The organism is Lysobacter sp. BMK333-48F3, assembly GCF_019733395.1.
In the GTDB taxonomy this organism is placed as follows: Bacteria; Pseudomonadota; Gammaproteobacteria; order Xanthomonadales; family Xanthomonadaceae; genus Lysobacter.
Genome location: NZ_JAIHOO010000001.1, coordinates 962,499 through 979,373, shown reverse-complemented (window position 1 = coordinate 979,373; position 16,875 = coordinate 962,499). Strand labels below are relative to the sequence as shown.

The window sequence follows — 16,875 nt, the reverse complement described above, 5'->3', positions numbered from 1 at the left end:
GCGGCGCCGCGCGCCCGGCTCCCGACTCGTTGCTATGCGCTTCGCTGCTTTTTCCCCTCCTCTATAGAGACCCCGTAATGAACCGACGCGACTTCCTCGCCACTTCCGCCACCGCGGGCACGTTGCTGGCCAGCAACGCGTTCACCCCGGCGTTCGCGCGCACCCGCTCCAAGCTGCGCCTGGGCATGATCGGCACCGGCATGCGCGGCCAGGTGCTGCTGCGCGAACTGGTGCGGCGCGACGATGTCGAGGTGGTGGCGCTGTGCGATATCGAGCCGATCATGCTCGAGCGCGCCTTGAAGATGATCGACCAGGCGGGCAAGCCGAAGCCGGCCAGCTACGGCACGCAAGGCCAGGACGCCTACCGGGCGATGCTCGACAAGGGCGGCCTGGACGGCGTGATCATCGCTACGCCGTGGGAGTTCCACGCGCCGATGGCGATCGCGGCGATGCAGGCGCGGATCGCGGTCGCCTGCGAAGTGGTCGCCGGCATCACCCTGGACGACCATTGGCAGGTGCTGCGCGCCCAGCAGAAGACCGGCACGCCGTACATGCTGCTGGAGAACGTCTGCTACCGCCGCGATGTGCTGGCGGTGCTGAACATGGTCCGCCAGGGCCTGTTCGGCGAGATCGTGCACCTGCAGGGCGGCTACCAGCACGACCTGCGCGCGGTGAAGTTCAACAACGGCAACCCGGACCAGCCCTACGGCAGCGGCCTGGAGTTCGGCCCCAAGGCCTGGTCGGAAGCGCGCTGGCGCACCGAGCATTCGGTCGAGCGCAACGGCGAGCTGTACCCGAGCCACGGCATCGGCCCTTGCGCGATGGTCGCCAACATCCACCGCGGCAACCGCTTCACCTACCTCAGCGCCTTCGCCAGCAAGGCGCGCGGCCTGCACGACTACATCGTCAAGAAGGGCGGCCAGGGCCATCCCAACGCCAAGGTCAAGTTCAAGCTCGGCGACCTAGTCACCACCCAGATCGAATGCGAGAACGGCGAGACCATCCTGCTACAGCACGACACCTCGCTGCCGCGCCCCTACTCGCTGGGGTTCCGGGTGCAAGGCACCGACGGGCTGTGGATGGACGTCAACGACTCGATCCACATCGAAGGCAAGAGCAAGCCGCACGAATGGGACCCGGCCGAGGCCTGGCTGCAGAAGTACGACCACCCGCTGTGGAAGCGCTACGGCGATGCCGCCGCCGGCGCCGGCCACGGCGGCATGGACTACTTCGTGATCCACGCCTTCGTCGAAGCGCTCAAGGCCGGCGCGCCGATGCCGATCGACATCTACGACGCGGTCGCCTGGAGCGCGATCACGCCGCTGTCCGAGCAGTCGATCGCCGAGCACAAGACCCTGGAATTCCCCGACTTCACCGAAGGCAAGTGGAAGGGCCGCAAGCCGATCTTCGCTTTCGACGACCGTTATTGAGTCCTTCGCCTGGGCCGCTGCGGCGGTCGAGGCCTGCGCCGCTCCTGCGCGGAGCGGCGTGCCGAGGGATCTCCTCCAGCCGTCAGCCCGCTCTCGGGGAAAATCCGGAGCGCTGCCCGAGGGCAGGCAGCGCTCCGCGGCAATGGCCCGGAGCGGGCGACGCCAAAGCGGTCGCAGGCTAGAGGCGGGTGATCCGCAGCCAGTTGATGTTCCATCCGCCCTGCGCCGCGTACACGCCGAGGTTGTAGGTGCCGGCGCCGACGTTCACGGTGTGCGAGACGGTGGTCCAGTTCTGCCAGCCGCCGGTCGCGGGAATCTGCACCGTTCCGAGCACGATGCCGCCCGCATTGAGGTCGAGCGACAGCGCGCCGCCGGCGGGGCTGGCGACCCGGTATTCGACGCGGTAGCTGCCGGTGGCGGGAAAAGCGATGCCGTTGTAGGCCATCCAGTCGCCCTGCTCGATCCAGCCGACGTTCTGGCCGCCTTCCGAACAGGCTTCGGTCTGCACCCCCTGCTGGGCGCTGAAGTTCTCCGCCTGCAGGGTCAGCGACCAGGCTTGCGAGAACGGCGCCACCACCAGCGAAGTGGCGCGGTCGTTGAAGCCGTCGCCCGCCAGGCAGGACGCGTCCGCGCTCTTGGTGACGCTGGCGCCGCCGAAATTGTCGTCCTGGTACAGCGTGACCTGGTAGCCCGGATTGACCCGCAGCGAAGAGATCTGGTCGTTGCCGATGCCCCGCGCCTGCAGCTGCGCCAGGGTGTAGCGGCCTTCGGGCAGGGCCACGCCCCAGCCGCCGAAGTCGCAATGCTGGTACGCCGTGGCGACGCCGGGGGTCGCGCCCCCCGCCGAGTACACGCGCACGTAGTCGACGTGCATCTTCGCCGGCAGGCGCGTCTCGTCCACGGTGAAGCCCGGCCAGTTGCCGCCGATGGCGAAGTTCAGCAGCAGGAAGAAGTCCTTGTGGAACTCCTCGGTTCCGTTGACGCCGCCCTGGATGTTGGCTTCGTGGAACTTGTTGCCGTCGATGTACCAGCGGATGGCGTTGGCGTCCCACTCCACGGCGTAGACATGCCAGTCCTGCACGGTCGCGGCGGTGTTGCCGCCGTACTGCGCGTAGGTGCCGTTGTGGTCGCTCCAGTGGATGGTGCCGTAGGTCTTGTTCTCGTCGTTGACGTGCTCCATCACGTCGATCTCGCCCGAGGCGGGCCACCCGACCTGCGGAAGGTTGGCGCCCAGCATCCAGAAGGCGGGCCAGGCGCCCTTGAAGGACGGCAGCTTCATCCGCGCCTCGATGCGCCCGTACTTGAACGTCCGACGGTCCTGGGTCTTCATCCGCGACGAGGTGTAGCGATAGCCGCCGAAGTCTTCGCGTCTGGCGGTGATCACCAGGGCGTTGTCCTCGATCGTCGCGTTCTCGCGCCGGTAGTACTCCAGCTCGTTGTTGCCCCAGCCGTTACTGCCGTTGCCGGTCTCGAACACCCAGTCGGGGCCGATGGAGCCGTTGAACTCGTCGCTCCACACCAACTGCCAGTTCTGGGCGAAGGCGCTGCCGGAAAGCAGGGAAAACATCAGCAAGGCGATGCATTGGGTCGCGGGTCTCATGTGTGGTCCTCTCATTGGTTGGGCCTGCCGACGCGGCGCACGCGGCCCTGCCGCCCGCACACGGGGTCGCCGGTGCGGGCAGGGATCGAACGTGCTGGCTGCGTCGCCGGGCGCGCTACGCCGCAGGCGATCTCACGGCGTGGTCGCCGTCTCGCGGCTGGTCGCCGGTCGCGGATCGGCGGCCGGTGCAGGGGGTTCGGGGCTTGCGTACCTGATCTTCTGCCTCCGTTGCGAAGTAGATGCGGGCCCGCTCTGCAAGGAGCGGTACCTGGTTCCCTCTTCAAGGGGCCGAGCCCTGGCGCGGGAGGGTGGTCCCTCCTCGATGCCTCGCCGACGCCCGTCGCCGATCTGGCGGGGCATCGGGTCGGCTTTGACCGCAGCCTGCTCCATTTGACAGCGCTGTCAAGTTAGCGGACATGGCGGGTCGTTCCGGCGGCGAATTGACCGCAAACGACGGCGATCTTCGGCGCCGGTTTGCTGCGCTGCACCCAGGGCGGCGAATCGGCGACGGCGGAGAAGAGACCAGCGTCACGCGTGGCTTGTGCGCTGAAAACAGGGCGGTCGGCGACGGCGTCCGCAACGGCTGCGGCCGGCGAAAGTGTGCTTTGTGCAACGAGTCCTCGCCTTCGAGGATCGCTGTCGCCTCGCCTGCGAGAGCGGCGTGCCGGATGCTTTTCTCCGCTCATAAGCCGCGATCCACCGGAGCGATGGTCGACAGCGTTGTAGACGAATGCGCAGGAGTCGGTTTGCGTGGCCCAGCTGCGGGTGCTTCGGCCTGGGGAAGGGCGCTTTCGTGCTTCGCTTCGGTGGTCGCGGCTTACGCAGCTCCTACAGGAGGCTGGGTAGGCCTCCTTTGGTCGGAAACCATCAAAGCTGCGTTGACAGGTTTCACTGGGTAGGCATAACCTTTAATGTAATCATTACAGGTTATGGCTATGGCCCGCATCCGTATCGTCCCGGCCTGCGCAGGGCATTGAGATGCGCCGCCGCGGTTTTCTGCTGGCGGGCCTGGGCGGGGCGACGCTGAGCGTCGTCCCCGAACGCAGCGCCGGCGCGGACGCCTCGCCGGCGCACCGGCTGCATGCCGGCAGCCGGCTGCTGTTCGTCAGCGGCCAGGTGCCGACCGACGCCGACGGCGCCGCACCGGAGAATTTCGACGCCCAATGCGCGTTGGCCTGGGACGGCGTCGAGCGGCAGCTGGCCGCGGCCGACATGGGCCTGGCGGATCTGGTCCGGGTCAACGTGTTCCTGGCCCGCGCCGACGACCGCCGCCGCGAACGCGCGCTGCGCCAGGCGCGCCTGGGCGGCCGAGTGCGGCCGTCGGTCGGGGTGATCGTCACCGGCATCTACGACGAAAGCTGGCGGATCGAGATCGAGGCGATCGCCCTGGCCTGAGCCGGGACGCCAAGCACGCAGCGCGTGCGGTTCAGCGCGCGGCGCCGCGCCAGCCCGGGTCGCGGTGCAGGGCGCGGTAATCGCGCGGGGTCATGCCGACGGTGGCCTTGAACTGGCGCGCGAACGCGCTCTGGTCGGTGAAGCCGCAGGCCAGGCCGACGTCGGCGATGCGCGCCTGTCCGCACAGCTCGCGCATCGCCGCCTCGATCCGCAGCTTGATCAGGCTCTGCTGCGGGCTGAGCTGGAACACGCGCTGGAAATGCCGCTCCAGCTGCGCCACCGACAGGTCGGCCAGCCGCGCCAGCGCGGCCACGCGCAGCGGTTCGGCGTAGTGCGCCTGCATATGCGCCACCACCCGGCGCAGGCGTTCGAAGGTCGGGTCGCGGCCGTCGGGCGCGCCGAGGTCGCGCGACAGGCCGATCAGTCCGTGCCGACCGCCGGCCAGCGGCAGCGGCCGCTTGCCGGTGAGGCACCAGCCGGGACGGCGGTTGGGGTACAGATGCACTTCGAGCTGGTCCTCGATCGTGCCGCCTTCGAGCACGCGCCGGTCCTGTTGCGCATAGCGCGCGGCGAGCCGGGCCGGGAACACGTCCTCGACGCCGCGGCCGATCACGTCCTCGCGCCGCTTCAGCCCGAGCCGGCGCACCAGGGTCAGGTTGGCGTGGGTGTAGCGGCCGGCCTCGTCCTTGACGAAGAACACCACGTCGGCGAGCGCGTCGCACAGGGTCTGCATCAGGTCGGCATCGATCCGGACCGGTTCGGCGGGCAGGGCGGGCATCGTCGGCGGGGCTGGGCGGGGTCGATGCGATTATGCCGAATTCCGCATCCAGCGCCGGCAAGCCGCGCTAGACCGGCCGCGGCCCCGACGCGAGCATGTCCGGCATGCACACCGTCCATGTCATCGACTCCCATACCGGCGGCGAACCGACCCGGGTCGTGGTCTCCGGCCTGCCCGATCTCGGCCCCGGCCCGCTGACCGCGCAACGCGACCGCTTCCGTGCCGAATTCGACCATTGGCGGCGGGCGGTGGCGTGCGAGCCGCGCGGCTCCGATACGGTGGTCGGCGCTCTGCTGCTGCCGCCGCAGTCGGCGCAGGCCTGCGCGGCGACGATCTTCTTCAACAACGTCGGCACCCTGGGCATGTGCGGCCACGGCACCATCGGCCTGGTGCGCACGCTGCAGTACCTGGGCCGGATCCAACCCGGGCAGCACTACATCGACACGCCGGTCGGCACGGTCGGCGCGCGCCTGCACGAAGACGGCCGGGTCTCGATCGACAACGTCGAAAGCTGGCGCCACGCCGCCGGCGTGCGCCTGGAGGTGCCCGGCTACGGCGAGGTGAGCGGCGACGTTGCCTGGGGCGGCAACTGGTTCTTCATCGTCCGCACCGAGCGCGCGATCGGCCTGCAGCACGAGCCCGAACTGCGCGCCTACGCCGAGGCGATCCGCCGCGCCCTGGTCGCGCACGGCGTGACCGGCGCCGACGGCGCCGAGATCGACCACATCGAACTGGAAACCGCCTCGCCCACCCCGGGCCTGGACGGACGCAACTACGTGCTGTGCCCGGGCCTGGCTTACGACCGCTCGCCCTGCGGCACGGGCACCAGCGCCAAGCTGGCCTGCCTGGCCGCCGACGGAAAGCTCGCGCCGGACCAGACCTGGCGCCAGGAGAGCGTGATCGGCAGCGTGTTCGAAGGCCGCTATCGCGCCGGCGAACGCGGCGTGTTGCCGACCATCACCGGCAGCGCTTACGTCACCGCGCGCGCGCAGCTGCTGATCGACCCGAACGACGCCTTCGCCTGGGGCGTGGTGGCGCGCTGAGCCATGGCCGCATACGACCTCATCGTGGTCGGCGCCGGCATCGTCGGCAGCGCTTGCGCCGAGCGCGCCGCGGCCGAAGGCCTGCGCGTGGCGGTGATCGAGCCGGGGCCGGTCGGCGGCGGCGCGACCGCGGCGGCGATGGGGCATCTGGTGGCGATGGACGACGACCCGGCCGAACTGGCGCTATCGCGTTATTCGCTGCAGCTGTGGGAGGCCTACGCCGGCCTGGCCGCGGCGGAATTCAGCCGCTGCGGCACCCTGTGGGTGGCGCGCAGGGAGCACGAATACGACGGCATCGCCGCCAAGATCGCGCGCCTGGCCGCGGCCGGCGTGCGCGCGCGGCGGATCGAGGCCGACGAGTTGTACCGGTTGGAGCCGGCGCTGGCGCCGGGCTTGCGCGGCGGCATGTTGGTCGCCGACGAGGCGGTGGTGTATCCGCCGCGGGTCGCGCTGCATTTGCTCGATCGCGCCCGCGCCGGCGGCGCCGACTGCCGGCTCGGCCGGCGCGCTGTCGCGCTGAGCACGCAGGGCCTGCGCCTGGACGACGGCAGCGAACTGACCGGCCCGGTGCTGCTCGCCACCGGCTGCGCCCTGCCCGAACTGTTGCCGCAACTGCCGATGCGCGCGCGCAAGGGCCACCTGGTGATCACCGAGCGCTATCCCGGCCGGGTCCATCGGCAACTGCTGGAGCTGGGCTATGCCGACAGCGCCCACGGCGACGCCGACAGCAGCGTCGCCTTCAACGTCCAGCCGCGTCCGACCGGACAGTTGCTGATCGGCTCCTCGCGCGAATTCGGCGTCGAAGGGCGCGAGGTGTCGTGGCCGATGCTGCAGCGCATGCTCGAGCGCGCGTTCGAATTCCTGCCGATGCTGCGCGAGCTGCAGGCCTTGCGGGTCTGGACCGGGTTCCGTCCGACCACGCCCGACGGCCGGCCCTACATCGGCGCGGTCGCCGACCGCGCGCATACCTGGGTCGCCGCCGGCCACGAGGGCCTGGGCGTGACCACGGCGCTGGGCACCGCGCGCTTGCTGGTGGATCAGTTGCTGGGCCGCGAGCCGCAAATCGACATGACGCCGTTCTCGCCCGCGCGGAGCCTGCGATGAGCGCGCCGCTGCGGTTGTGGATCAACGAGGTCGCGGTCGAAGTGCCGGCCGGGGCCAATGTCGCCGCCGCGGTGGCGCGCGCCGGCGCGCATTTCCGCCGCTCCTGCGGCGGCCAGCCGCGCGCGCCGTTATGCGGCATGGGCGTGTGTTTCGAATGCCGGGTCGAGATCGACGGCGTCGCGCATCGGCGCGCCTGCCTGACGCTCGCCCGCGACGGCATGCGGGTGCGCTGCGATGACTGAAGCGCACGACGCCGTCGTCGACGTGCTGGTGATCGGCGCCGGCCCGGCCGGTCTGGCCGCGGCGCGCGCGGCCGCCTCGCACGGCGCCCAGGTCGCGCTGGTCGATCTGCAGGCGCGCGCCGGCGGCCAGGTGTGGCGGCCGGACCTGCGCCGCGGCCTCGCGCCCGGACTGCACCGCGCGCTGGCGGCGCTGGATGCGGTGGCGCCGGTGAGCTGGCATCTGGCCGCGCAGGCCTTCGCCGCCGGCGCGGACCGGATCCTGATCGAGCAGGACCAAGGCCTGTTGGAGCTGCGCTATCGCAAGCTGATCCTGGCGACCGGCGCGCGCGAACTGCTGCTGCCGTTTCCCGGTTGGACCCTGCCCGGCGCGAGCGGCGCCGGCGCGCTGCAGGCCCTGGTCAAGCAGGGCTGGCCGATCGCCGGCAAGCGCGTGCTGGTCGCCGGCAGCGGTCCGCTGTTGCTCGCCGCGGCGGCGACCCTGCGCGCGCACGGCGCGCAGGTGCTGGCGATCTGCGAACAGGCGCCGGCCGCGGCGGTGCGCGGATTCGCCGCGCGGCTGTGGCGTTGGCCGGGCAAGCTGGCCCAGGCCGCGGCCTTGCGCGCGCGCCTGGCCGGCGTGCCGTACCGCTGCGGCGCCTGGGTGCGCGCGGCCCATGGCGACGGCCGGGTGAGCGAGGTCGAGATCGAAACCGGGCGCGGCGTCGAGCGCATCGCCTGCGATCAGCTGGCGGTCGGTTACGGCCTGGTGCCGAACCTGGAGCTGGCGCGCCAACTCGGTTGCGCGCTGACGCCGCAGGGCCGCCACGCCGCCGTGCGGGTCGACGCGCGCCAGGCGACCAGCGTCGCCGGCGTGTACGCGGCCGGCGAGGCCTGCGGCATCGGCGGCGTGGACGTCGCCCGCCTGGAAGGCGCGATCGCCGGCCATCACGCCGCCGGCGCCGACGATGCGGCGCGCGCGTTGTACCCGCGGCGGCAGCGTGCGCGCGCGTTCGCCGCCTTGCTGGCGGCGCACTTCCCGGTCCGCGACGAGGTGCGCGCCTGCGCCACCGCCGACACCCTGGTCTGCCGCTGCGAGGACGTGCCGCTGGCGCGCCTGCAAGGCTGGGCCGATCCGCGTGCGGCCAAGCTCGCCACGCGCTGCGGCATGGGCAGCTGCCAGGGCCGCATCTGCGGCGCGGCGCTGGCCGAGCTGGACGTCTTCCCCGCATCTTCGGACTCGGCTGCGAGCGCATCCCTCATGCGCCCGCCGCTGTTTCCGACCCGGCTGGCCGGATTGGCCCTGGCCGGATTTTCTCCCGCCGACGCGTCGGCGTCCGTTGCTTCCTCTTCCATCGCACCGCAAGGATCGACTTCATGAGCAATGCCCCGTTCTGGCGCGGCGTCATCCCCGCCATCACCACGCCCTTCGCCGCCGACGGCTCGATCGACCACGCCTTCCTCGCCCGCCATGCGCAGACCCTGATCGAGGCCGGCTGCGTCGGCATCGTCCCGCTGGGCTCGCTCGGCGAAGCGGCGACGCTGAGCTTCGAGGACAAGTGCGCGATCCTGCGCACCCTGGTCGGCGCGCTGGACGGCAAGGCGCCGGTGATTCCGGGAATCGCCGCGCTGTCCACCGACGAGGCGGTGCGGCTGGCGCGCGAAGCCGAGAAGATCGGTTGCGCCGCGCTGATGGTGCTGCCGCCGTACGTCTATTCGACCGACTGGCGCGAGATGAAGGCGCATGTGGAGGCGGTGATCCGCGCCACCTCGCTGCCGTGCATGCTCTACAACAACCCGGTCGCCTACAAGACCGATTTCGTGCCGGAGCAGATCGCCGAACTCGCCGCGCAGTTGCCCAACCTGCAGGCGGTCAAGGAGTCCTCGGCCGACGTGCGCCGCTTCGCCGCGATCCGCGCCCTGCTCGGCGAGCGCCTGGAGCTGCTGGTCGGCATGGACGACGCGATCGTCGAGGGCGTGGCGATGGGCGCGACCGGCTGGATCGCCGGCCTGGTCAACGCCTACCCGCACGAGTCGGTGCGCCTGTTCGAGCTGGCCCGCGACGGCGGCGCGCGCGCGGCGCAGGAGCTGTACGCCTGGTTCCTGCCGCTGCTGCGCCTGGACACCGTGCCCAAGTTCGTCCAGCTGATCAAACTGGTGCAGGAGCAGGTCGGCCTCGGCAGCGAGCGGGTGCGCGCGCCGCGCATGGCCCTGGAAGGCGCCGAGCGCGCCGCCGCGCTGGCGGTGATCGAACGCGCCGGCGCGACCCGGCCGGCGGTCTGATGGACGCGCGCGCGGAGGTTTTGCTGGAAGGCCGCTGGCAGCCGTCGCGCGACGGCGCCGGCGAGTTCCGCGGTTACGACCCGGCCACCGGCGAGGCGCTGGCGCCGGCGTTCCCGGTGTCCGGCGCCGGCGACGCGCAGGCGGCATTGGCCGCGGCCGCCGCGGTCGCCGACGAACTGGCGGCGGCCGATCCGCAGCGCATCGCTGCCTTCCTCGACGGCTATGCGCAGGCGATCGAGGACGATGCGGCGCAGTTGGTCGCGCTGGCGCACCGCGAGACCGCCCTGCCGGTCGAGCCGCGCCTGGCCCAGGTCGAACTGCCGCGCACCACCGGCCAACTGCGCCAGGCCGCGCGTGCGGCGCGCGAGTACGCCTGGACCGAACCGACCATCGATACCGCGGCGGGATTGCGCACCCATCTGGCGCCGTTGCACAAGCCGGTGTTGGTGTTCGGGCCGAACAACTTCCCGCTCGCCTTCAACGCGATTTCCGGCAGCGACTTCGCCTCGGCGATCGCCGCGCGCAATCCGGTGATCGCCAAGCTGCATCCCTCGCATCCGGCGACCGGCCGGCGCCTGGCGCAACTGGCGCATCGCTCCCTGCTCGACGCCGGCCTGCCGGCGGCGGCGGTGCAAGCGCTGTACCAGCTCGACAACGCCGACGGCCTGCGCCTGGCCGGCGACGCGCGCCTGGGCGCGATCGCCTTCACCGGCAGCCGCGGCGCCGGACTGGCGCTGAAAGCGGCGGCGGACGCGGCCGGAGTGCCGGCGTATCTGGAACTGTCCAGTGTCAACCCGGTGTTCCTGTTCGAGGCCGCGCTGCGTTCGCGCGGCGCGGCCCTGGCGCAGGAGTTCGTCGCCTCGTGCACGCTCGGCGTCGGCCAGTTCTGCACCAATCCGGGCCTGCTGGCGGTGCCGCAAGGCGCGGCCGGCGACGCCTTCGTCGCCGCGGCGGCCGAACGCATCGGCGCCAGTGCGGGCGGAGTGCTGTTCTCCCATGGCGTGCGCGAGCACTACCTGGGTGCGCTGGCGCAATGGCGCGCGCTCGGCGCGCGCGCCCTGGCCGGCGGCGAACCCGCCGAGGGCGCGGGCTATCGGGTGCGCCCGGCGCTGTTCGAGATCGACGCACCTGTCTTTCTCGCCGCGCCTGGCCTGCAGGCCGAAGCCTTCGGCCCGGCCAGCCTGATCGTGCGGGTCGCCGATGCGGCGCAAGCGGTGGCGGTCGCGCGCGCGCTCGACGGCCAGCTCACCGGCACCTTGTACGCGGATGCCGACGACCGCGAGGCGCGCGATGCGGTCGCGGCGACGCTGCGGCCGAAAGTCGGGCGCCTGATCGGCGGGCGCATGCCGACCGGGGTCGCGGTGAGCCCGGCGATGAACCACGGCGGTCCGTTCCCGAGCACCGGCCACCCCGGTTTCACCGCAGTCGGCCTGCCGGCGGCGATCCGCCGCTTCGCCGCGTTGCATTGCTACGACCACATCGACGAGGCGCAATTGCCCGCCGAGCTGCGCGACCGCGGCCCGGCCGGCTTGATGCGCAAGATCGACGGACGCTGGACCACCGACACGATAGGAGCGCAAGCATGAGCCGCAGCCAGATCGGCGGTCTGACCCTGGAACAGGCGCGGGCCCAGCTGGCGCCATGGCGCGAGCGCGCGCCGGCGATCGGCGCGGACGAGCACCAGCAGCGCATCGAGCGCGCCCGCGCGCTGATGCGCGCGCAAGGCAGCGACGCGCTGCTGATCGGCGCCGGCACCTCGTTGCGCTACTTCGCCGGCGTGCCCTGGGGCGCCAACGAGCGCCTGGTGGCGATGCTGCTGACCCTGGACGGCGACCCGGTGCTGATCGCACCCGGTTTCGAGGCCGGCTCGCTGTCGCATGTGCTGAAGATTCCCGCGCAGCCGCGGCTGTGGGAGGAACACGAGGATCCCTACGCGCTGGTCGCGAAGACCTTGCGCGAGCGCGGCGCGAGCCGGCTGGCGCTAGACCCCGGCGCGGCGTTCGCGATCTACGCCGGCCTGCGCGCGGCGGCGCCGAACCTGGACATCGCCGATGCCGCGGCGATCGTCGACGGTTGCCGGGCGCGCAAGTCGCCGGCCGAGCTGGCGCTGATGCGCCAGGCCATGGCGATGACCCTGCAGGTGCACCGCCTCGCCGCCGGCCTGGCCGAGGAGGGCACGACCACCACGACCCTGCGCCGTTTCATCGACGAAGCCCACCGCGCGCTCGGCGCCGACAACGGTTCGACCTTCTGCATCGTCCAGTTCGGCGAAGCCACCGCGTATCCGCACGGCATTCCCGGCGAACAGACGCTGCGCGAAGGCGAGCTGGTGCTGATCGACACCGGCTGCGCGGTGCAGGGCTACCAGTCCGACATCACCCGCACCTACATCTGCGGCCGCGCCGATGCCGACCAGGCCCGGATCTGGGAACTGGAGCGCGAAGCGCAGGCGGCGGCCTTCGCCGCGGTCCGGCCCGGAGTCAGCGGCGAGGCGGTCGACCGCGCCGCGCGCGATGTGCTCGAGCGCGCCGGCCTGGGCCCGGACTACCGGCTGCCCGGCCTGCCGCACCGCACCGGCCACGGCTGCGGCATGAGCGTGCACGAGGCGCCGTACCTGGTGCGCGGCAACACGCAGGGGCTGGAGAGCGGCAACTGCTGCTCCAACGAGCCGATGATCGTGGTGCCGAACCGTTTCGGCGTGCGCCTGGAGGATCACTTCTACGTCACCGAGGACGGCGCGCGCTGGTTCACCGAGCCCGCGCCGGCGATCGACCGGCCGTTCGCGGATTGAGCCGGCGGCGCGGCGGACACTTCAGGCACATCCCTGCGGCGCGCCGATGGCGCATCATCGGCGCTTCCGTGTCCCGCTACCGAGTGCCGCGATGACCCCGAGCCGCTCCTCCCGCCTGCGCGCCTCGCGCGCCGCGCTGACCGTCGCCCTGTCGCTCGCGCTGGGCGCGCTGCCGTCGCTCGCCGCCGAGCCCGCGCCTGCCACCGCCGACAGCCGCAGCGAGGAGGCCGCCGGCGCGCGCTTCAAGGCGCTGTACACCCGCGAATGGAAATGGCGCCAGGTCCAGTTCGCCGGCGGCGACGACGAGGACGTGCAAGGCCAGCCTTCCGACAAGCTGCCCAAGGTCGATCCCGCCAGCCAGGCCGCGCGCGAGCGCTACTGGGCCCAGGTGATGGAGGAGCTGGACGCGATCGACCCCGCCCAACTGCGCGGCGAGGACCCGGTCAACTACGCGGTGTTCCGCCAGCAGATCCAGAGCCTGCTCGCCAACCAGCGCTTGCGCAGCTGGGAAATGCCGTTCAACAGCGACAGCGCGTTCTGGACCAACCTGGGCTTCACCGCGCGCCGGCCGATCCGCGACGCCGAAGGCTATCGCCGTTACCTCGGCCAGCTGCGCGACATCCCGCGCTACTTCGACGAACAGATCGGCAACATGCGCACCGGCCTGGATCGCGGCTACAGCGTGCCGCGCGCGACCCTGGGCGGGCGCGACGTGTCGATCAAGGAAGTGCTGGACGCCAAGCTCGAGGACAACCTGTTCTACACCCCGTTCAAGCAGATGCCGGCCAACCTGCCGGCGGCGGAGCAGGCTCGCTTGCGCGCCGAGGCCGCACGCGCGATCGAGGAATCGGTGCTGCCGGCGTACCGCAAGCTGCTGGCGTTCATGCGCGACGAGTACATGACCCGCGCGCGCACCACGCTCGCCGCCGAGGCCATGCCCGACGGCGAGGCGCTGTATCGGGCCAAGATCCGCGAATACACCACGCTCGACCTGGAGCCGGCGAAGATCCACGAGATCGGCCTGGCCGAAGTGGCCAAGATCCGCGCGCAGATGGACCAGACCATCGCCAAGACCGGCTTCAAGGGCAGCTTCGCGCAGTTCCTGCACCATCTGCGCACCGATCCAAAGTTCTACCCCAAGAGCGGCGACGAACTGCTGATGCGCGCCTCCTGGCTGGCCAAGCGCGTCGACGGCCAGATCGGCGAATTCATCGGCTTGCTGCCGCGCCAGCGCTTCGCGATCAAGCCGGTGCCGCCGGACCTGGCGCCGTTCTACACCGCCGGCCGCGGCGGCCGCGACGTGTACCTGCTCAACACCTACGACCTGCCGTCGCGGCCCTTGTTCAATCTGGCCGCGCTGACCCTGCACGAATCCGCGCCGGGCCATTCGCTGCAGACCTCGCTCGCCGCCGAGCACGAGGGCCTGCCGGATTTCCGCCGCTACACCTACATCTCGGCCTACGGCGAGGGTTGGGCCTTGTACTCGGAGAAGCTCGGCATCGAGATGAACCTGTACGACACGCCCTACGACTACTTCGGCTACCTGACCTACCAGATGTGGCGCGCCAGCCGGCTGGTGGTCGACACCGGCGTGCACCACCTGGGCTGGAGCCGCGAGCGCGCCCAGGCCTTCCTGCGCGACAACACCGCGCTCAGCGAGCACGAGATCCAGACCGAGGTCGACCGCTACATCGGCTGGCCGGGGCAGGCTTTGTCGTACTACCTCGGCCAGATGAGCATCGAACGCTCGCGGGCCAAGGCCGAGCAGGCGCTGGGCCGGGACTTCGACATCCGCGCCTTCCACGACGCGATCCTGGCCCTGGGCTCGGTGCCGTTGCCGGTGCTGGAGCAACGGGTCGACCGGTTCATCGTCGAAAGCCGCGAGAAGGCGGCGGCGAAGCAGGCCCAGGTCGGCGCCGGCAGCGGCAAGGCGGGGAGCGGGGCCCGACGCTGATCGTCGGCGCGGTGGTTGCGGGAGAGGCGGCACCAGCTGCGATGGGGTTGCGGAGCGGCGGCGAGGGCGAGTGCGGCAGTTGGAGCTAGGCCAGCGACCAGCAACCGCGGCAACAGAAACAGCAACGGCAACGGCAAATCCCCCCTGGCCCCCCCTTTTTCAAAGGGGGGAAGTGGTCGGCGGGCTCCCTTTTTCAAGGGCGGGAGTAGTCGGCGCGTTCCTGTTTCAAAGGCGAGAAGGCAGTCGGCGCATTCGGCGCATTCGGCGAGCACGCTGCTTTTGTTGTTGCCGTGCCGTTGCTGTTCCCCCCTTTGAAAAAGGGGGGCAGGGGGGATTGGCTTTTGGCTTTTGCCTTTTGGCTTTCGCCCACATTCCCAGCCGAACACCGGTCGCAGCTTCGATCGCCGCCTCAGGCGTCGGCCCGCCTGCGTATCCCGGGGTCGCGACTCGCGGCGCTGCTACCCCGCAAGCGGGCTCAGCGCGTATCGTCCGGCGCCGGCAGGCCCCAGCTGCGCCACAGCGCGTCGTATTGGGCCTGCGGCAGCAGGACGAACACCGGGTGCGCTTCGGGCCGCAGCCAGGACAGCAGTTCGCTCATCTGGCCGGGGTCCATCGCGGTGCAGCCGGCGGTGGCTTCGCCCGGCGCCTTCCACAGGTGGGCGAAGATGCAACTGCCGGCGCCGCGCGCGCCGTCGGCGTTGTGTTCGATCACGAAGCCCTGGCGGTAGCGCTGGTCGCCGTCGGCGTGCAGGTCGCGGCGCATCGGTTCGGTCGAGCCGGCGACCGCGGCGGCGCCGACCTCGCGCGCATCGACGATGCGGTTGTACAGCGGCGAATCGGCGACGTCGATGCAGTAGTCGGACACGGTCATCGCGCTGTAGGGCAGGGCGGTGGCGGCGTGCTCGGCGTAGCCGAAGGCGGTGCCGATGCGGAACAGGCCGGCCGGGGCGCGGCCGTCGCCTTCGCGCTTGACCGGGCCGGCATCGCCGGCCGGCACCTGGTGCAGGCCGCGGCCCCAGGCCGAACCGGCGCGGCCGACGGTGACCGCGGCGGCCTCGCCGACCGCGCGCCAGCCGGCGCCGTCGCGTGCGTAGCGCTGCAGCCGGCCGCCGCTGGCGTCCCAGTCGGCGGTGACCACCAGGACCAATTGCTGCGCCTGCTCCGGGCCGGGGCCGGCGCGGTCGCCGCGAGTGGCGCAGGCGACGGTCATCAGCGCCGCCGCGGCGAGGACGAGCGCGCGCCGCCAGGGGCGGGAAAGGAACGGCAGCTTGGGCATGGCGGATCCTCGCGAAACATCGGGGCAGTCGTCGCTGGGCGTCGGGCGGTTCGGAGCGGGGGCATCGGATCGGACGTACTCGATCGGGCATGCCTGATCGAGCGTACTCGAGCCGGGCGGGACCACGTTTCCGGGGCGGTCGGTGCCTCAGGTATCGAGCATGTCCTGGATCCGCTCGGCGCTGCTGTCGAGCTGGCTGAGCCGGCCCTGGCCGTGCTCGCACAGCAGGATGAAGATCAGGTCGAGCAACTGCTGCAGCGCCGACTGGTACAGCAAGGGCTCGATGTGCGCGCGCTCGTCGTGGGCCGACACCAGCAGGGCGTGGTCGGCATGGGCGCGCAGCGGGTTGGGGGTGTGCCGGGTCGCCGAGATCACCTTGCCGCCGGTCGCGGCGAAGGCGCGCGCCAGGTGGCACAGCGCGGTCTGCTTGCCGTATTCGGAGAACACCAGCAGCACGTCCTGGGCGTTGGCGCTGGCGGTGCTGGCGGTCATCAGCACCGGGTCGAAGTGGTGCACGCCGAGGATGCCGATCATCGCCAGCTTCAGCGCCAGCGCGCGCGCCGGGATGCCGTCCTCGCCCAGGCCGATGATGAACACCCGGCGCGCGTTCTGCACCGCCTCGGCGATCGCCTCGATGCGCTCGGGCGGATTGATCAGCCGGGTCTCTTCCTCGGCGCGGGCCTTGGCGTGCCACAGCCGTTCGGCCAGGGCCACGTGCGGGTCGCAGTCGATGGCCTCGGCGACCGCGCCCTCGTCCTGGGCGTCGCCGCGCGCGACCGCCTCGCCGATCGAGTACTTCAGGTCCGGATAGCCCTTGAAGCCGAGCTTCTGGCTGAACTTGACCACGCTGGACTGGCTGATGCCGAGCGCGTTGGCCAGCTGCTGCGAGGAGTAGTCGCGCAGCAGGTGCGCGTTCTCCAGCAGGTAATCGGCGATCCGGCGTTCGATCGCCGACATCTGGTCGCGTTCGGAGCGGATCTTGAGCAAGGGCGACATCGGCGGG

Annotated in this window: 14 protein-coding genes; 10 read left to right on the top strand and 4 right to left on the bottom strand. The window is 71.4% G+C overall.

Annotation, left to right across the window (positions count from 1 at the left end):
* Positions 1 to 77: 77 nt before the first annotated feature.
* Entirely contained in the window at positions 78 to 1,430 is a 1,353-nt protein-coding gene (locus K4L06_RS04025; RefSeq protein WP_221670167.1) for a Gfo/Idh/MocA family oxidoreductase, read from the top strand.
* 178 nt (positions 1,431 to 1,608) lie between these two features.
* On the opposite strand, the gene K4L06_RS22710 is transcribed toward K4L06_RS04025, so the two are convergent.
* Positions 1,609 to 3,030, bottom strand: a complete 1,422-nt coding sequence (locus K4L06_RS22710) for a carbohydrate-binding protein (protein WP_221670166.1) — start codon at positions 3,028 to 3,030, stop codon at positions 1,609 to 1,611.
* 978 nt (positions 3,031 to 4,008) lie between these two features.
* On the opposite strand from K4L06_RS22710, the gene K4L06_RS04015 reads away from it, so the two are divergent.
* On the top strand, positions 4,009 to 4,425 hold the full coding sequence (locus tag K4L06_RS04015; RefSeq protein WP_221670165.1) for a RidA family protein: 417 nt from the start codon (positions 4,009 to 4,011) through the stop codon (positions 4,423 to 4,425).
* A gap of 31 nt (positions 4,426 to 4,456) precedes the next feature.
* Here the strand turns inward: K4L06_RS04015 and K4L06_RS04010 are convergent, their stop codons facing one another.
* Positions 4,457 to 5,203 carry an AraC family transcriptional regulator gene (locus tag K4L06_RS04010; protein ID WP_255594978.1) on the bottom strand — a complete coding sequence of 249 codons (747 nt, stop codon included), beginning with the start codon at positions 5,201 to 5,203 and terminating at the stop codon, positions 4,457 to 4,459.
* 104 nt (positions 5,204 to 5,307) lie between these two features.
* Here K4L06_RS04010 and K4L06_RS04005 point away from each other — a divergent pair, with 104 nt between their 5' ends.
* From K4L06_RS04005 to K4L06_RS03970, 8 genes are all read left to right on the top strand, one after another.
* Positions 5,308 to 6,246, top strand: coding sequence for a proline racemase family protein (locus K4L06_RS04005; protein WP_221670164.1), 939 nt, complete (start codon positions 5,308 to 5,310; stop codon positions 6,244 to 6,246).
* 3 nt (positions 6,247 to 6,249) lie between these two features.
* A complete protein-coding gene (locus K4L06_RS04000; RefSeq protein WP_221670163.1) occupies positions 6,250 to 7,350 on the top strand; it encodes an FAD-dependent oxidoreductase in 1,101 nt (366 codons plus the stop codon).
* Positions 7,347 to 7,592, top strand: coding sequence for a 2Fe-2S iron-sulfur cluster-binding protein (locus K4L06_RS03995; RefSeq protein ID WP_221670162.1), 246 nt, complete (start codon positions 7,347 to 7,349; stop codon positions 7,590 to 7,592). Before K4L06_RS04000 ends, K4L06_RS03995 begins: the two co-directional genes overlap by 4 nt.
* A complete protein-coding gene (locus K4L06_RS03990) occupies positions 7,585 to 8,949 on the top strand; it encodes an FAD/NAD(P)-binding oxidoreductase (RefSeq protein ID WP_221670161.1) in 1,365 nt (454 codons plus the stop codon). The genes K4L06_RS03995 and K4L06_RS03990 overlap by 8 nt, the downstream gene beginning before the upstream one ends.
* Positions 8,946 to 9,851 carry a dihydrodipicolinate synthase family protein gene (locus K4L06_RS03985; protein ID WP_221670160.1) on the top strand — a complete coding sequence of 302 codons (906 nt, stop codon included), beginning with the start codon at positions 8,946 to 8,948 and terminating at the stop codon, positions 9,849 to 9,851. Before K4L06_RS03990 ends, K4L06_RS03985 begins: the two co-directional genes overlap by 4 nt.
* Complete coding sequence (locus K4L06_RS03980) at positions 9,851 to 11,437, top strand: aldehyde dehydrogenase family protein (protein WP_221670159.1); 1,587 nt, start codon at positions 9,851 to 9,853, stop codon at positions 11,435 to 11,437. Before K4L06_RS03985 ends, K4L06_RS03980 begins: the two co-directional genes overlap by 1 nt.
* A complete protein-coding gene (locus tag K4L06_RS03975) occupies positions 11,434 to 12,642 on the top strand; it encodes a Xaa-Pro peptidase family protein (RefSeq protein ID WP_221670158.1) in 1,209 nt (402 codons plus the stop codon). Before K4L06_RS03980 ends, K4L06_RS03975 begins: the two co-directional genes overlap by 4 nt.
* A 91-nt stretch (positions 12,643 to 12,733) precedes the next feature.
* Positions 12,734 to 14,596, top strand: a complete 1,863-nt coding sequence (locus tag K4L06_RS03970; protein ID WP_221670157.1) for a DUF885 family protein — start codon at positions 12,734 to 12,736, stop codon at positions 14,594 to 14,596.
* A gap of 475 nt (positions 14,597 to 15,071) precedes the next feature.
* Here K4L06_RS03970 and K4L06_RS03965 read toward each other — a convergent pair whose 3' ends face one another.
* Together K4L06_RS03965 and K4L06_RS03960 are read right to left on the bottom strand one after the other, a co-directional pair.
* Positions 15,072 to 15,806, bottom strand: coding sequence for a hypothetical protein (locus K4L06_RS03965; RefSeq protein ID WP_255595503.1), 735 nt, complete (start codon positions 15,804 to 15,806; stop codon positions 15,072 to 15,074).
* Positions 15,807 to 16,019: 213 nt separating this feature from the next.
* Positions 16,020 to 16,868, bottom strand: a complete 849-nt coding sequence (locus K4L06_RS03960; RefSeq protein WP_221670155.1) for a MurR/RpiR family transcriptional regulator — start codon at positions 16,866 to 16,868, stop codon at positions 16,020 to 16,022.
* Positions 16,869 to 16,875 lie beyond the last annotated feature (7 nt).

Excerpts from the sequence above, each read along its gene's own strand:
- K4L06_RS04025 (WP_221670167.1), top strand. The coding sequence starts at position 78 with ATGAACCGACGCGACTTCCTCGCCACTTCCGCCACCGCGGGCACGTTG.
- K4L06_RS22710 (WP_221670166.1), bottom strand. The coding sequence starts at position 3,030 with ATGAGACCCGCGACCCAATGCATCGCCTTGCTGATGTTTTCCCTGCTT.
- K4L06_RS04015 (WP_221670165.1), top strand. The coding sequence starts at position 4,009 with ATGCGCCGCCGCGGTTTTCTGCTGGCGGGCCTGGGCGGGGCGACGCTG.
- K4L06_RS04010 (WP_255594978.1), bottom strand. The coding sequence starts at position 5,203 with ATGCCCGCCCTGCCCGCCGAACCGGTCCGGATCGATGCCGACCTGATG.
- K4L06_RS04005 (WP_221670164.1), top strand. The coding sequence starts at position 5,308 with ATGCACACCGTCCATGTCATCGACTCCCATACCGGCGGCGAACCGACC.
- K4L06_RS04000 (WP_221670163.1), top strand. The coding sequence starts at position 6,250 with ATGGCCGCATACGACCTCATCGTGGTCGGCGCCGGCATCGTCGGCAGC.
- K4L06_RS03995 (WP_221670162.1), top strand. The coding sequence starts at position 7,347 with ATGAGCGCGCCGCTGCGGTTGTGGATCAACGAGGTCGCGGTCGAAGTG.
- K4L06_RS03990 (WP_221670161.1), top strand. The coding sequence starts at position 7,585 with ATGACTGAAGCGCACGACGCCGTCGTCGACGTGCTGGTGATCGGCGCC.
- K4L06_RS03985 (WP_221670160.1), top strand. The coding sequence starts at position 8,946 with ATGAGCAATGCCCCGTTCTGGCGCGGCGTCATCCCCGCCATCACCACG.
- K4L06_RS03980 (WP_221670159.1), top strand. The coding sequence starts at position 9,851 with ATGGACGCGCGCGCGGAGGTTTTGCTGGAAGGCCGCTGGCAGCCGTCG.
- K4L06_RS03975 (WP_221670158.1), top strand. The coding sequence starts at position 11,434 with ATGAGCCGCAGCCAGATCGGCGGTCTGACCCTGGAACAGGCGCGGGCC.
- K4L06_RS03970 (WP_221670157.1), top strand. The coding sequence starts at position 12,734 with ATGACCCCGAGCCGCTCCTCCCGCCTGCGCGCCTCGCGCGCCGCGCTG.
- K4L06_RS03965 (WP_255595503.1), bottom strand. The coding sequence starts at position 15,806 with ATGACCGTCGCCTGCGCCACTCGCGGCGACCGCGCCGGCCCCGGCCCG.
- K4L06_RS03960 (WP_221670155.1), bottom strand. The coding sequence starts at position 16,868 with ATGTCGCCCTTGCTCAAGATCCGCTCCGAACGCGACCAGATGTCGGCG.